Raw genomic sequence first — 15,236 nt, 5'->3', positions numbered from 1 at the left:
TATAGCACTTACGGGATTGATTGCTTCTTTAGGATTACAAAATCGTATAATTATAAACCGGGAGGCTGCAACATACCAGTAGTTTTTTCATCGCTTTTCCTTAACAACTTCTTTTAAAAATTTTAGCACATTTCAAATAAATCAATTTGTTCCAATTAAGGCCAATTTGAATATATGAGCCTATAATTAAGATGTTAAGAAGCGATTTGCCTATTGTGGGCTCTTCTGTAAGGTGTTCCTATGAAAAGTAAACCCGATCATTTTATTAAGCAAATTGACAGCGCCTATTCCAAGATTACGTTAATGAAAAGGGGATATGTTTGGACTGGTTCTGAAAGTTACAGTTTTGAATTTCAGGGTGGGGAGGTATTAAATACCAAAAAGCTTATAGGTTCTGCTGCTCATACTCGAGATCTGACCATTCTCGATATAGGTACGGCATCAGGACTTTTTATAGCAAAAAATGATACCGGCATTGAAGGCCAATACGATCACAAAGTGACGGTCTATGGAATCTCAGCAAGTGAAGAACGGGTTATCGATGATAAAAGTATCCCTGATCCACAATATCTCACCGGAAACGCAGAATATTTGGGTGATCGCGAATATAAAAATTTTGAAGGCATTGCACAAATTGAATTTGATTATATTTTTTCCAGTAAAACCTTCATGCATTTAGTTGACCCTGCAGATGGGCTAGTACAGGCTTATAATAAATTAAAACCGAACGGAATTTTAGTCGTTGATAAATTTACTTTTAAAGGTTGTGAAGGCAGATTGCAAGACATCATCAACCATTTGCGTCACGAGGGACATCATATAGCGGTTAAATTAAATGACGTCACGGGTGAGATCGATCAATTCTGCATTCAAAGAACACCATTACCCCTTCAGTTTCCTATTCAGTATGATGCCGATAGATTGTCTTATGTTCCTTTAAAGTCTCTCAAAGATGATCCACGAAGTGATCTTGAAAAAATAGAATCAGGGCTGAACATTCTTTCTGAAATACTGGATGATAATGATTTGGCACCGGTAAAAGCATTCAATTCACTGGAACAATTACTGAAGAGTTCCTTGTATGAAAAAATACCTCCCGAGCTTCAGGCGTATTGTATCTTGTATGTGACTGCCAAAGAAATATGTGCCCAGGCAGAGCATAGTAAGCCCCATCAATTTGGTACGCGCAGCGGTTTTTTTAAAGATTCCTCAGTGCAGCTGGAAAAGATTATTGCCCTTAAAAAATTATGTAAATATGCAGGGTGGGAGAGTAAATTGATTCTTGATGGAGACTTAATGGGGATAGGTAGTGGAAGTGTGTTAATGGGTAAAGAGATGATTTCTTCAAATACCAAAATTAATTTAATCCGTCTTGTCGCATGTCAGAATATATTAAAAATGGATTTGGAAAATTTTGTTGAAAATAAAAAAGCTTTTAAAGAAATGGGGTTACAGCCAGAAATTGCAGCGAGTTATTACTATGAAACCCTATTTAAATCCTTTATTACTCAATTAAAAGCGCCAAAGCTTGCGCAAACTCCGGTTGTCGTGAGGGAAAAATTTCATGCGGATTCCGATGCTTCTGAACTATCTCAATATCTTGTAGAAACTTCCAACTTCATGAATCGAAATCAGAGGCTGGTGTGTCAATACTTAGGAATTAATGTAGACCCCTCCTATGCATTTACGAAAATTCAATGTCTGGGAGAAAAGGGTAATTATTCTTTCAAAATATTAGCTGAGTCTAATTATATGGGCAGGGATGACAAGCCCAAAACATTTGTTATTCCTGCCGACAAATTCCTATATCTTATGAATTTTACCTATAGTATGAACAATCCAAAGGAATCATCATTAGAAAGGGCATCTATTCTTTTTAATGCTGAGAGCCTGGTAGAATATCTTAATTTTAATCCAGGAAATACCGGGATCCCCGCTGTTGATCGGTTGGGAACGTTTAGTACAATTGAAGACATTTCTCCTACTAAAGATGCGAATCAATATAAAATTTACGTTCGGGAAGAGAGAAAGGGAAACACATTCGAGATTATGATTTCCAGAAAAGAATTATCTGAATTAATTGTACAGCAACAAAATAATGCCCCAGAACGACCTGGATTATAACTGGCATTATAAATGGCGGGCTTTGAGCATCTCCTGTAATTTGATTCTTTCTGAATCATCTAATCCTTGTTGGCGTGACTTATTAATGAGCTGGCGAATGGATAGTTCTCGGTTTTGTTTTTGCAAAAAAAACATGATATCAATGAATTCTTTGACCAATTCCTGTTCTGGAACCAAATGATCCCACGCTGCGAGCTTATTGATGGATTCAAACATCGAATGATCTCGCCATGCCTCAATCAACGTGGCGGTATTCGCTTGGGGGTTGGATGCTAATTGCTGGTACAATTTTAGTAAAATCTCATGTTCTGCAGGATCAAGAAGCTCAAGATTGATGTGCTGTTTGATTTTCATATAAATTTCTGGATGTTGTAACAGGAGCGCTACGGCAACCCGCATGGGGGTGCGTGCAATATTCATGGTTTGTTCGTGTTGAGGCTCTTTAGACTCCTCGGTAAGCAATTGATTCAGGCGATGGGTTTCAATGTGGGTTAAACGGGCTAAATCTTCAATAAGTAATTGCTTGTAGGAACCTTCTTCCATTTTTTGTAAAAAAGGTTTGACCGAATTAAGTAATTGAGTTTTTCCTGAAGGACGAAGCAGATTAAGATCTTTCGCTAAACTATCAAAGAGAAATCGATGGAGCGGTATTGCCTGTTGGATTTGCTTTAAAAAATTGTCTTTACCTTCCTTACGAATTAGGCTGTCTGGATCATGTCCATCAGGCAAAAACATAAAACTGGCATCAAGTCCTAAATTTAGATGCGGTAAACTGCTTTCAAGCGCTCGCCATGCAGCTTGCCTGCCAGCATTATCTCCATCAAAACAAAAAATAAGTGATTTGGTATGTTTGGCAAGCAGTTGAATGTGATAGGTACTCGTTGCTGTCCCTAAGGTGGCTACAGCATTTCTAATACCATGTTGTGCTAAGGCAATGACATCCATATAGCCTTCCACGATGATAATTGAATCAATGTTCTTTTGCTGGCTTAAAACTTGATGCAGCCCATACAATTCTCTACTTTTTTGAAAAATGACAGTTTCGGGTGAATTCAGGTATTTCGGTTTTTGCTCATTATCCAGCACACGTCCGCCAAAACCTATAATACGGCCATGACGATCATGGATAGGAAACATGATGCGGTTTCGATACCGATCATAGATTTTTCCTTCGTCATTTTTAATCAACATGCCGGTTGCAAGCAATTCGCGTTGATTCCGAGAAAAAGCTTTCTCAAGATGATGCCATCCTTCAGTTGCATAACCAAGCTGGTACAATTTGGCAATTTCGCCACTTAAACCTCTATTTCTCAAATAATGAATGGCTAGATGGCCTTCATGCTTTAACTGTTGCTGATAATAAAGATTGACTTGCGACAAGAGCTTATATAGATCCTGAGATGAATTATTTTTTTCATTGGGTTTGTCTCTGGGGACAGTGAGGCCTGCCCGAATGGCCAGGGTGTCTACTGCCTCAACAAATCCTTGATTCAAATATTGCATGATGAAGCTGATGGCATTGCCTGAGGCCCCACAGCCAAAGCAGTGATAAAATTGTTTTTTGGCAACAACATTGAAGGAAGGGGATTTTTCATGATGAAAAGGACAGCAAGCAGTATGACTGTTCCCTCTTTTTTTCAAGGGAACATAGCTGTCAATTAATTCAACCAAATCCGTGCGGTGGAGAAGATCATCAATGAATGGCTGCGGGATTAAGCCAGACATGGGGATCCTTAACTTAGCTTAGCCTTTATCATGGCACTCACTTGACCCATATCTGCTCGTCCTTGCAGATTGGGTTTCAAAAGAGCCATGACTTTGCCCATATCTGCCATTTTCTCAGCGCCAGTTGAAGCAATGGCGTCTTGCACCATTTGTTCAATTTCTGCAGCGGATAAAGGTTCAGGCAGATATTTTTTAATGACTTCCAGTTCATATTGTTCTTGGGCAACTAAATCATTTCGATTCGCTTTTTCATATTGCGAGATGGATTCTTTGCGTTGTTTGCTCATCTTATCCAAGATGACCAGCATACGCTCGTCATCGACTTCAATTCGCTCATCGACTTCAACTTGCTTCACAGCAGCAGTAATTAAACGGAGTGTGGATAAGAGTTCTTTCTCTTTAGCACGCATTGCATCTTTGATGTCATTATTGAGACGTTCTTTAATAGTCATTTTTTATTCCTTAAACTTTAATGAGCCTCCTATTTAGGAATGGCTCTGTCATCTCTTTTGGACAAATCGCTTTTTCATGTCAAGTTGAAACGTTTGAAAAGCGAAAGGCCACGAAATACAACATCATAATCTATTAATCAGGGACTATGCGAAGTATATGTGGCCTTGAATAAAACAGGAAAAACAAATCCTATTTACGTCGGCGTTTTCCGCCTTGTTGTTTTGCAGTCATATCACGAGAAATTTTCTTCAGATGACGTTTTACTGCAGCGGCTTGTTTACGCTTACGCTCAGCTGTTGGCTTTTCATAAAATTCACGACGGCGTAATTCGGTTAAAATACCGGCTTTTTCACAAGAGCGCTTGAAACGGCGCAGTGCATATTCTGGGTTTTCGCCTTCTTTGACGCGAACGGTAGGCATTAAACTAGTCCTCTGGTAAATTGATCTAATAGGTGGGCAATTCTAGTGCTAGTTGAAGCATTCGTCAAGTTTTAAGCACAAATTTTTATTATTCTTATAGGGCCACAGGATACATTAAAAATTATAGCAGTGGGGGTTCTACACTTGCAGCTTCGTCTGAAAATGTTTCTCTCATTTGAAGGAGTTCATTTTTTATTCCTATGGATTGATTTTCAAGTCTTCTTTCATCAGAAAAGAAAAAGCCGCCACTCAAAACATTGACAATACGTTTGAGAATGAACATCTCATAAGGTTGAATATTGTTTTTAACAGCTTCCGTATCCACTGCTCTTAAAAAATTGACAATGGATTCATTGTATCTTCTAAGGACATCTTCATCAAATCCGGGTATTACTAAATTATTGTTGATTTCATGAGCAAAATCTTTCTCAAATAAATCCAAGTGTGATTTGACATCGATAAGATCCTGTTTTAAAGCAGCCAGTGGCTGACTTAAAGGTGATAATACTGCAATTTTAGTTTCGGATAAGGTAAGCATTTCTGTTAAAACATTAATTTTTTCTTTCAATTCAAGAGGGGTAGGAATTTTCACTTCTTTTAAATCGAAAATGGATCCTCCATTTTTGGCAATGCGAAATCCCAGATTTTGCAATAGATCTGTTATTCTTGTTAGCTCAGTATTTGATTCGTGGAGAAGTTCTTTACCGCGATTATATAAGGCATCGCAATGAGTTAATAATTTCCATAATGCCGCTTTATCAGGCGAATCTTCTTCTAAAATACTTTGACCTTGGCGCATTAGTTTTATTGCTTCCTCATCAAACTCGGAAAGAGTAATCTTGTCAGAGACCCATTCAGGGTGTTGCCAGCCATTAGGAAAAAAACCTTTACCGACACTCTCATCTACAATTTGAATTTTATTTTTTAGCGCTTTAATCAGTTCGCCAAGCTGACCTCTTGTTTTTTCCTGGGAGAGCACATTGTTTTGATAAATGGCAGCCGAATAACAAGCCAAAATAGATTGAAGACAAGATGCTGCAAGATTTCTTTCAGCCTGAACGAATCTTTTTTTGGCTTTTATTGTTTCTACTTCGCTGACATCGGGATCTATATTGGCAACAATCTTAATCCGATCTTCCTGTTCAGAAATATTTTTCCCTTGTACTAAACGACAATAATTCCCAACTCCAATTGCTTGGATAACCTCGTCTTTAAGTTTTGATTTATCAGGGGTTAATAAAAGCTCTGCAACTTTGTCAATGATAGGCCTCATATAAACTTCGATGCTTCCTGCTTCCGCCATTCTTGCATGGAACTCTTCTCTTGAGACACTGGGGATTCCAGCTAACTGATCGAATATTCTTGATATTTTTCCGAAATCACCAGGTGATGCTTGAATGAGCAGGTGTTGAGCTGCATTCTCGTCATTTAGGGGATCGTAAGGTTTACTTAAGTGCGCAATATATTGCTTTTGAAATTCTTCAATAAACAATTCATCGGTTTTCGTATAGGCCATATCAAACATCCCAATGCTTCAAATGATGCTCATATTCACTTTAAATGGGCTTATTCGTTGCATCTAAGTCAAAGATAGCTTTATTATACCATAATATGTGTTAAATTTAACCAACTATTTGGCTTTATTTTGATCCTTAATGGCTTGAGCGGCTATTCATTACATTCATGTGATACAATTTTACGTTTGATAACTATCTTAGGTAAAGTTTCATGTTAGTTTTAGGGATCGAATCTTCTTGTGATGAGACTGGCGTTGCGATTTATGATTCTGATGCAGGTTTACTCGCACATGCCTTGCATTCACAAATAGACACACACCGAGTACATGGTGGGGTGGTCCCGGAACTCGCGTCACGAGATCACATTAATTATTTAATTCCTTTGCTGGACAAAGTGCTGCAACAGACAGGGCTTGATAAAAAATCCTTAGACGGTATCGCCTATACTGCTGGGCCTGGTTTAATTGGGGCATTACTAGTGGGTGCCTGTTTTGCCAAAAGTTTGGCTTATGGATTGCAGATTCCTGCTTTAGGAATCCATCATTTGGAGGCGCATCTCTTAGCCGCAAAAATGGAAACCCCATCTCTCGAATTTCCTTTTATTGCGCTTTTAGTATCCGGAGGTCATTGCCAATTGGTAGCGGTTCAGGATTTGGGGGTCTATCATATTCTTGGGGATACTCTTGATGATGCCGTGGGAGAGGCTTTTGACAAAACAGCGAAGCTTATGGGCATACCTTATCCCGGAGGCCCAGTACTCGCTGCGCTTGCCGATAAATGTCCATCCACTCCTTATCGTTTCCCGCGCCCAATGACGGACAGACCAGGTTTGGACTTTAGTTTTAGTGGCTTAAAAACTTTTGCTTTAAATACTTGGAATCAAAGCGCTAAAGATGAGCGCGCCCGTGCTGAAATTGCCAAAGCATTTCAGCAGGCAGTGGTAGAAACGCTGATGATTAAGTGCAAGCGGGCTGTGCAAGAAACCGGATGCAAGCAATTGGTGGTTGCGGGTGGAGTAGGGGCAAATAAAGCATTGCGTATGGGATTAAGTGAATGGATACAAAGCATCGGCGGGAAAATCTATTTCCCAGCTTTAGAATATTGTACTGACAATGGCGCCATGATTGCTTATGCTGGATGTTTACGCATGTTACAAGGGGAAAAAGATTCCAATATCGGAATAGAGGTAAAAGCAAGATGGCCTTTAGCTTAAAGTTTTCTTCCTGAAAAAACAGGGAACTGAATTTTCAGGAAATGGTTTGGGTGATGGAAATTATTTCTCTTATTCTGTAGGCTTTTTTGTTTTTGCCTTGGTTTTTGGTTTTGCTTTGGGTTTTGTTTTTGGTTTTTCTTTTTCTTTGGTTTTGGGAGCAGTAGCCTTCCTGTCTTGGGTTTTCTTTTCCGGCGTTTCCACCTTTTTACTGTGCTTTTTAGGTGTTTTATTTGCTGTAGTTGCTTTATTTGTTTTTTGTGTTGGCGGCTCTACCACGATTGTTTCAGTGACGATTACTTCTTCAATTTCTATGACTGCTTCTGGAGGTCTAGTTTCCTTTTTATGGGGTACCACATGGTGTTCTGCTTTACCTTCCATCATGGCATCTAAAACATCTTCCTTTAATTTGATTTTCGATTCTTTGCCATCAATCAGACGCACAATATTATCTTTATGCTTGTAGACAATTAATAATGCCATGATAAATAAAGGCATGAAGACATCCAAACGCTGTATAAGTAATAGGGAATAAAAGGGAGCGAACCCAATCGCTGTAATGGATGCTAAAGAGGAGTAACGTGAGAATTTAGCGACCAATAACCAGGTGGCGGCGACTAAAATGCCTACTATAAAATGTAATCCTAAGAGCGCCCCAATCGCAGTGGCTACTCCTTTTCCCCCTTTGAAATCAAAGAAAACAGGATACATATGCCCAACAACTGCCGCTAAAGCGGTAAACCCAACCGTAGCAGGGCTTGCTCCTAAAAGCTTGGCAATGAGGACAGGGATTGTACCTTTAAGCAAGTCAGCCACCATAACCATAGCCGCATATTGTTTACCAGCTATGCGCAAGACATTGGTAGCCCCAGGATTTTTTGAACCTTCAATACGGGGATCTGGCAGGGAACAAGTCTTGCATACAATGACTGCAGAGCAAATAGATCCCATTAAATAGGCAAGAACCACCAAAAATATAAATAAAATCACCGATTGCTCCTTGTTCGGGAAAATAATTTAATTATCAATTAATCTTAATGGACAAGCAAGTAGCCAACGATGTGTCCTCAAGCATTGATAAATATCATATATTTATTCTAAATCCTTGTCATTCCTAAAGGGTCAGGAATTCAGCTTCAAGGAAAACAAAATTGGGTAAAGAGATTGAGCGTATGTTCAATAAAGGTATGAATTGAAATCGATATTCACTGAAATTATAAAAACAAAGATTGTAAATCATTAGTGTATCGCCTGCCAAAAGGCGTTACTTGCCAATGCTTCTCTGTTAAGGTAATTAACCCTTGATGTTCCGCAATCTTCAGTTTTGATAGCAAATGGTCGAGCGGCAGTCCTGTCCTTTGTACAAAAAGATCTAGGGGGATGGGTTGTTCAAGCCGGGTCGTATTCAGCATGAATTCAAAAACAAGATCGGTTGTATTGACCCTATCCATACTTGCTAAAAAATTTTTGTCTGGATCAAGATATTCTTTCGGTTGTCTGTATTTGCGCGTTCGGTGGATGCTTTTTGATGTCGTAATTTTGCCATGAGCCCCAGCGCCTATGCCTAAATAATCACCAAATAACCAATAATTTAAGTTATGACGTGCTTGGCGATTTAATTTTGAAAAAGCAGATATTTCGTACCGTGTAAATCCAGATTCCTGAAGCAGGGCGAGTCCTTCCTCTTCAAGAAAAAAGGCATCGTCTTCGGACGGCAAAGGAGGCTTCTGTTTGTAAAATATTGTATTGGGTTCAATGGTCAGCTGATACCAGGACAAATGCTCGGGTTGATAGGTAAGGGCACATTGTAAATCATCAAGTCCTTGGGAGACAGATTGTTGGGGTAAGCCATGCATTAAGTCAAGATTCAAATTGTCAAAGCCCGCAACACGGGCTGATTCAATGGCGCGGTGCGCTTGTTGTGCATCATGGATTCGGCCTAATACACGCAGGTGTTCTGGATTAAAACTCTGAATTCCTAATGACAGGCGATTGATACCGAGTTGCCGGTATTCTTGAAAACGTTGCTGCTCTACGGTGCCAGGATTTGCTTCAAGTGTGATTTCGATATCTGGTGAAAAGGTCAGAAGGAGTCTTAATTCTGTGATTAAAATTTCATAAGCTTCGGCGGAAAAAAGACTCGGTGTGCCGCCGCCAATAAAGATAGAGCCAATTTCTCGAGATTCTACATGTTGCAAATCATTTTTTAAATCAGCAATCAGCGCTAGGACATAATTTTTTTCCGGCAATACCTCGGGGCTTTTATGGGAATTAAAATCACAATAAGGGCATTTGCGGATACACCAAGGAATATGAATATACAACGATAAAGGAATCATTACTCTTTTGGACTGGCTTGTTTGGGAATGCAATAGTATCATGTTGCGAGTTTTCAAACAAAAAATGTAATCATTTCTATGCTTTTTTTCTTATTAAGAAAGAGAGAATTTCAATGATTACCTTGAAAAATAAGAGGAAATCACATGGCTAATAAACGAGTTAGAGTTGCTGTAACTGGGGCAGCTGGACAAATAGGTTATGCATTATTGTTTCGCATTGCTTCGGGACAAATGTTTGGTACAAATACTGAGGTTGAGTTAAATTTACTTGAATTAGAAGCGGCGCTTCCTTCCCTGGAAGGTGTCGCCATGGAATTAGATGATTGTGCCTTTCCTTTATTAAAACGTGTGGTTTGTACTTCCGATTTAAAAGTGGCTATGGATGGAGTGAATTGGTCTCTGTTGGTCGGGTCTGTACCCCGCAAGCAAGGGATGGAGCGTTCTGATTTATTGCAAATTAATGGAGGAATATTCACCAAACAAGGACAAGCAATTAACGATTTTGCCAGTGATGACGTGCGCGTTTTTGTTGTGGGTAATCCCTGCAATACAAACTGTCTCATTGCAATGAATAATGCTAAAGATGTACCCAATGATCGATTTTATGCTATGACCACTTTGGATGAACTAAGATCCCGTACCCAATTGGCCAAAAAAGCAAATGTGGATATTACTGCAGTAACCCAAATGACCATTTGGGGTAATCATTCTTCAACCCAATATCCTGATTTCTACAATGCCAAAATTAATGGCGTTTCTGCCGCGAAAGTTATCGATGAGTCTTGGTTGAAAGATACTTTTGTATCCACCGTGCAACAAAGAGGTGCTGCAGTCATTAAAGCACGTGGCTCTTCTTCAGCTGCCTCTGCTGCAAATGCAATTATTTCTGGTGTGAGTCATTTAGTGAATGATACGCCAAGTGGAGAGTCTTTCTCCATGTGCCGTAGCTCTAAAGGTGAGTATGGTGTCGATGAGGGTTTAATCTTCTCATTCCCTTGCCGGCGTGAGCAGAATGAATTAAAAGTAGTTGAAGGCTTATCTTTTAACGACTATGGGCAAGAGATGTTTGATAAAACATTAGAAGAGTTAAGACAAGAGCGCGATACAGTGAAGTCTTTGGGTCTGCTGGATTAATATCACTAAAATTTAAATCTTTGCCTGGTTGCTGGCAGCCAGGATAACTTCATATAAGGGCATTATTTTATTTAAATGATGCCTTCATATAATCTTCGTCCATATATTGAACATTATCTTTAAGGTTTTTATCTGCCTCATTTTGATATAATTGAAAAGATTCAGAATTATCTAAAATTGTTTTTGCATCTGAATTACGTAAAATTGTAGAAATCGAACGTCCATTAGATAAAATTTCATTCAAGTTTAAATTTTCTTGAAGAAAATGAGGTAAGTATTTAATGATAGCTTGGGCTAATTGTACGTCGGTTAAATACAAAATTAAGCGAGTTCTTGAAATCTGCGTAAAATTATCCTTTGATTCCATAATCAACCGCGAGAGAAACTCTGGATCTTTTTTTAAGTGAGAAATCAATCTTTGAGTAAATCCCAGACGCTCCTTATGCGCAATTAATTTTGAATGCAAGCTGGAATCTTCTTGATCGGGTATTTGTTGAGACATTGCGTCGAGCCAGGGAACGAACTCGCCATCATGTTGCGGTTGCTGAAATTGGAATCGGGACGAATTTTTAGGCTTCGAAAGAAAAATACCCCAGTCGACCGCTGCCATATCATGTTGTTGTGCCAGTTCATCAATCAAATTTTTTAATGGTTCAAAAATAGGTTCAACATGAATCCCCCTATTTTCAAAGTACCGTAATGTTTCTCCTAATGTTTTTACCAGTTCTATGAACGAACTTTTTTCATCAGGGCGATAATTATCAGCAGCCTCTTTAAGTTGCCTTATTTCTGTATAAGTTCTTTGCGGCATCAAAGAACAAACGGGTTCAAGGGCTTTTTTCAAAGCGGAAAAAGGGTCATCCATAGGTTATCCTCAGTAGGAACAGGCCCTTCTATAAATGTAGATGATAAAAAAGAAATTGCCAAGAAAATTTACATGATGATCTTTATAGTGATTGATGTGGCAGAAATTAAACCTTATGGGTAATTATATTACTTGATTAATAAAAATCTTTTATTTTTTACCCTAAGTCCATAGTCTAGTAATCCTTTTGAGTCATTTCTGATACAATAAATTTTTTTCGATAATGGTGAGGCATGCAATCTTTTAAAGTAAGCTGTGTCATTATTTTTTCTATTATTTTATGGGCTTCTGCGTTCGTTGGCATACGTTATGGCTTAAACGGGTACTCGCCAGGAGCACTTGCCCTATTACGTTTTTTAGTTGCTTCTTTGTGTATGCTTATCATCTACTACAGCCTTGGTATCAAAAAACAAGTGGCCTGGCGTGATCGTTTTCAATTACTTATTGCCGGGATGGCAGGAATAGGCATCTATAATATTTGTTTGAATTATGGAGAGTTGAGTGTCTCTGCTGGTATAGCCAGCTTCATTATGGGTTTGATGCCTGTATTAACTGTTATTTTATCCATGATTTTTCTACGTGAAAAACTCGCACCAGGTGTTTGGTTGGGAATGACTGTCAGCTTGTTGGGGTTAGGGATATTGACTGTTGGGGAGAACTCAGAACCCGGGATGCAGCTGGGAGTAGTGGCAATTTTGGTTTCCGCGCTCATGGGTGCGATATTAACCATCATTCAAAAAAAATTTGTCAGTACTTATCACCCTGTGGCCATTATTTCCTGGATTATGTGGGGCGGCACTTTGTTGTTATCCATGTTCCTGCCGGATCTGATACACCAGATTGCCCTGGCTGAGTTACAAACTACTGCTGCCATTGTTTATATGGGAATTTTTCCTGCTGCACTTGCTTATTTAGCATGGGTATATGTATTGAAATATTTATCTGCTTCCACCGCTGCGATTATGCTGTATGCACTTCCTATAGTGTCTACATTATTGGGGTTTCTTCTATTAAATGAACAACCTTCCATCATTTCTCTTACTGGGTGTGGTATTACTTTATTGGGTGCATTCATCGCCAATCGTTTTCAAATACGCCATTCTTTTAGAGAAAAACAACTTTCCAGTTAAGATGCTCCATTCAGGATAAATCCCTGATTTTATTCATAGTCCTTCATCAATGATGATTGGTGTATTGGAATAAGTTTCTCATTTATTCTCTGTGAAAAGAGCGAAACTGGGTTTATACTTTTGCTTTTGATGTCCTTTGTGAGAGTGCTCATGGAATTGAGAATTGACAACACCCCATTTAAAGCTTTATTTAAGCCTTTAGATTTAGGCTTTACACAGATCAAAAACCGAATATTGATGGGCTCGATGCATACAGGGCTTGAAGAAGATAAAGAAAGTTTAAACCGTTTGGCGCAATTTTATCGTGAAAGGGCGTTAGGGGGAGTCGGCTTAATTACCACAGGTGGCTTCGCACCGGATCGTGCAGGGCGTCTGGCGCCTTTTGCAGCCAAGTTAACCAACAGTAAAGAGCAACAAAGGCATGAATTAATTACCCATGCCGTACATGAAGCGGGTGGTAAAATTATTCTGCAGGCTTTGCATGCCGGCCGCTATGGCTATCACCCATTTATTGTCGCACCGAGCGGCATCAAATCGCCTATTAGTCCATTTAAACCTTGGGTTATGAGTCAATACCGCATTAAAAAAACCATCAAACATTTTGCACGTTGTGCCCGACTGGCGCAATTAGCGGGTTATGATGGAATTGAAATCATGGGTAGTGAAGGGTATTTAATTAATCAATTTATCGTGACTCACACGAACCAACGGCAGGATGAGTGGGGCGGTTCTTATGAAAATCGCATTCGTTTTCCTATAGAAATTGTTCGCAGTGTACGAGAAGCAGTAGGCGAGAAATTCATCATTGTTTTTCGTTTGTCCATGCTGGATTTAATTGCTGAGGGCAGTAATTGGGAGGAACTCGTGATACTGGCCCAAGCAATTGAAAAGGCGGGCGCTACTTTAATTAATACAGGGATAGGCTGGCATGAGGCAAGAATCCCTACAATAGCCACCATGGTTCCAGCTGGAGCATTTACCCATTTAACGCATCATTTGAAACCTGAAGTGACTATTCCAGTGATTACTTCCAATCGTATCAATACGCCGGAATTAGCCAATGAATTAATTGAATCCGGCATCGCGGATATGGTGTCTATGGCAAGACCTTTCCTGGCCGATCCGTTATTTGCTGAAAAAGCCAAAAAGGGAGAAAGTGAAGCGATAAACGTCTGTATTGCTTGCAATCAGGCTTGTCTTGATCGAGTATTTGTAAACAAAACAGCTTCTTGTCTCGTGAACCCGCGTGCTTGTAATGAAACCGAATTAATTTATGAAGTCACACCGCAACCCAAATCAGTTGCCGTTGTTGGTGCAGGTCCTGCAGGGCTGGCATTTGCTACGGTTGCGGCAGAGCGTGGGCATAAGGTCACTTTATTTGAAAAGAAAGATCAGATAGGGGGGCAATTTAATCTGGCTAAAAAAATTCCTGGTAAAGAAATTTTCCAACATACATTGGACTATTTTAATTATCAGCTACAAAAATTCAATGTCACTATTCTCTTAAATACCGAAGCAACAATCGCTCAACTACAGGATTTTGACGAGATTGTGATAGCCAGTGGTATTAAGCCGCGAATTCCCCATATCAAGGGTATAGAACATGCCAAAGTCATGAGTTACGTCGATGTGATTACTGGACAAAAAGAGGCTGGGAAGCGAGTCGCAATTATAGGCGCGGGGGGAATCGGTTTTGATGTTGCAGAGTTCCTGACCCATGAACACCCTGTTCCGGAAGAACAGTTTTATAATGAATGGGGTATTGATATTTACGGTAAATATCGTGGCGGCATAAAACCTGCAGAAATTACCCCAAGCCCCCGCGAGGTTTATTTATTACAACGAAAAAAAGAAAAAATGGGTAAACGCCTCGGTAAAACTACGGGATGGATTCATCGTTTAAGCTTGAAGCACAAACACGTTAAAATGATATCAGGAGTTCAGTATGATGCAATTGATGATGAGGGATTGCACATACAAATTGAAAATAAGCCTCAGATCTTGCCCGTAGATTCAGTCGTTATTTGCGCGGGGCAAATTGAGTTGGCTGAATTATTTGCACCTTTAAAAGAATCAGGGAAATCCGTGCACCTGGTAGGGGGTGCTTATAAAGCTCTAGAATTGGATGCACGTCATGCCATAGATCAAGCATGTCGTTTGGCGGCTTTGATTTAGCCAGCTCTTTTAAACACCTCCATCCTAGCTGGTTGCTTGCAACCAAGAGGGCCAGACCTCAATTGGATGGGGGTTTTTGCGTTCAATCAAACATTCATCTTCTTTAGAAACATTCATCTTCTTTAGTATGCTATTCCCTAAGCC

At 39.5% G+C, this 15,236-nt stretch carries 12 protein-coding genes; 5 read left to right on the top strand and 7 right to left on the bottom strand.

Annotated features, from left to right (window positions below; translation table 11 throughout):
* Positions 1-240 precede the first annotated feature (240 nt).
* The gene (locus tag BU07_RS0100705; RefSeq protein ID WP_031562644.1) at positions 241-2,124 is read left to right on the top strand and encodes a methyltransferase domain-containing protein; all 1,884 of its coding nucleotides are present in this window, start codon (positions 241-243) and stop codon (positions 2,122-2,124) included.
* Positions 2,125-2,130: 6 nt separating this feature from the next.
* On the opposite strand, the gene dnaG is transcribed toward BU07_RS0100705, so the two are convergent.
* The 4 genes from dnaG to BU07_RS0100685 all read right to left on the bottom strand — a co-directional run bounded on the left by dnaG (position 2,131) and on the right by BU07_RS0100685 (position 6,238).
* Positions 2,131-3,849 carry a DNA primase gene (gene dnaG / locus BU07_RS0100700; RefSeq protein WP_031562641.1) on the bottom strand — a complete coding sequence of 573 codons (1,719 nt, stop codon included), beginning with the start codon at positions 3,847-3,849 and terminating at the stop codon, positions 2,131-2,133.
* Positions 3,850-3,857: 8 nt separating this feature from the next.
* Positions 3,858-4,301, bottom strand: a complete 444-nt coding sequence (locus BU07_RS0100695) for a GatB/YqeY domain-containing protein (protein ID WP_031562640.1) — start codon at positions 4,299-4,301, stop codon at positions 3,858-3,860.
* A gap of 190 nt (positions 4,302-4,491) precedes the next feature.
* Entirely contained in the window at positions 4,492-4,722 is a 231-nt protein-coding gene (gene rpsU, locus BU07_RS0100690) for a 30S ribosomal protein S21 (RefSeq protein ID WP_010652681.1), read from the bottom strand.
* A gap of 121 nt (positions 4,723-4,843) precedes the next feature.
* Positions 4,844-6,238: a hypothetical protein gene (locus BU07_RS0100685; RefSeq protein ID WP_051635427.1), complete on the bottom strand. Its 1,395-nt coding sequence runs from the start codon at positions 6,236-6,238 to the stop codon at positions 4,844-4,846.
* A gap of 212 nt (positions 6,239-6,450) precedes the next feature.
* On the opposite strand from BU07_RS0100685, the gene tsaD reads away from it, so the two are divergent.
* Positions 6,451-7,452 (top strand): tRNA (adenosine(37)-N6)-threonylcarbamoyltransferase complex transferase subunit TsaD, encoded by a 1,002-nt coding sequence (gene tsaD, locus BU07_RS0100680; RefSeq protein ID WP_031562635.1) that lies wholly within the window; start codon positions 6,451-6,453, stop codon positions 7,450-7,452.
* A gap of 69 nt (positions 7,453-7,521) precedes the next feature.
* On the opposite strand, the gene plsY is transcribed toward tsaD, so the two are convergent.
* Positions 7,522-8,439, bottom strand: coding sequence for a glycerol-3-phosphate 1-O-acyltransferase PlsY (gene plsY / locus BU07_RS0100675; protein ID WP_051635426.1), 918 nt, complete (start codon positions 8,437-8,439; stop codon positions 7,522-7,524).
* Between the two features lie 224 nt (positions 8,440-8,663).
* Positions 8,664-9,788, bottom strand: coding sequence for a radical SAM family heme chaperone HemW (hemW, locus tag BU07_RS0100670; RefSeq protein WP_031562631.1), 1,125 nt, complete (start codon positions 9,786-9,788; stop codon positions 8,664-8,666).
* Between the two features lie 144 nt (positions 9,789-9,932).
* On the opposite strand from hemW, the gene BU07_RS0100665 reads away from it, so the two are divergent.
* Positions 9,933-10,922 (top strand): malate dehydrogenase, encoded by a 990-nt coding sequence (locus BU07_RS0100665; RefSeq protein WP_031562628.1) that lies wholly within the window; start codon positions 9,933-9,935, stop codon positions 10,920-10,922.
* A gap of 67 nt (positions 10,923-10,989) precedes the next feature.
* Here the strand turns inward: BU07_RS0100665 and BU07_RS0100660 are convergent, their stop codons facing one another.
* Positions 10,990-11,787: a hypothetical protein gene (locus BU07_RS0100660; RefSeq protein ID WP_031562626.1), complete on the bottom strand. Its 798-nt coding sequence runs from the start codon at positions 11,785-11,787 to the stop codon at positions 10,990-10,992.
* Positions 11,788-12,020: 233 nt separating this feature from the next.
* On the opposite strand from BU07_RS0100660, the gene BU07_RS0100655 reads away from it, so the two are divergent.
* Both BU07_RS0100655 and BU07_RS0100650 read left to right on the top strand, forming a co-directional pair.
* Positions 12,021-12,917 (top strand): DMT family transporter, encoded by an 897-nt coding sequence (locus tag BU07_RS0100655; RefSeq protein ID WP_031562624.1) that lies wholly within the window; start codon positions 12,021-12,023, stop codon positions 12,915-12,917.
* Between the two features lie 150 nt (positions 12,918-13,067).
* The gene (locus BU07_RS0100650) at positions 13,068-15,092 is read left to right on the top strand and encodes an NADPH-dependent 2,4-dienoyl-CoA reductase (RefSeq protein ID WP_031562622.1); all 2,025 of its coding nucleotides are present in this window, start codon (positions 13,068-13,070) and stop codon (positions 15,090-15,092) included.
* Positions 15,093-15,236 lie beyond the last annotated feature (144 nt).

It is taken from the genome of Legionella wadsworthii DSM 21896 = ATCC 33877 (genome assembly GCF_000701265.1).
Lineage (GTDB): Bacteria > Pseudomonadota > Gammaproteobacteria > Legionellales > Legionellaceae > Legionella > Legionella wadsworthii.
The sequence above is the reverse complement of the archived record's forward strand: the minus strand, read 5'-3'. Positions and strand labels throughout refer to the sequence as shown.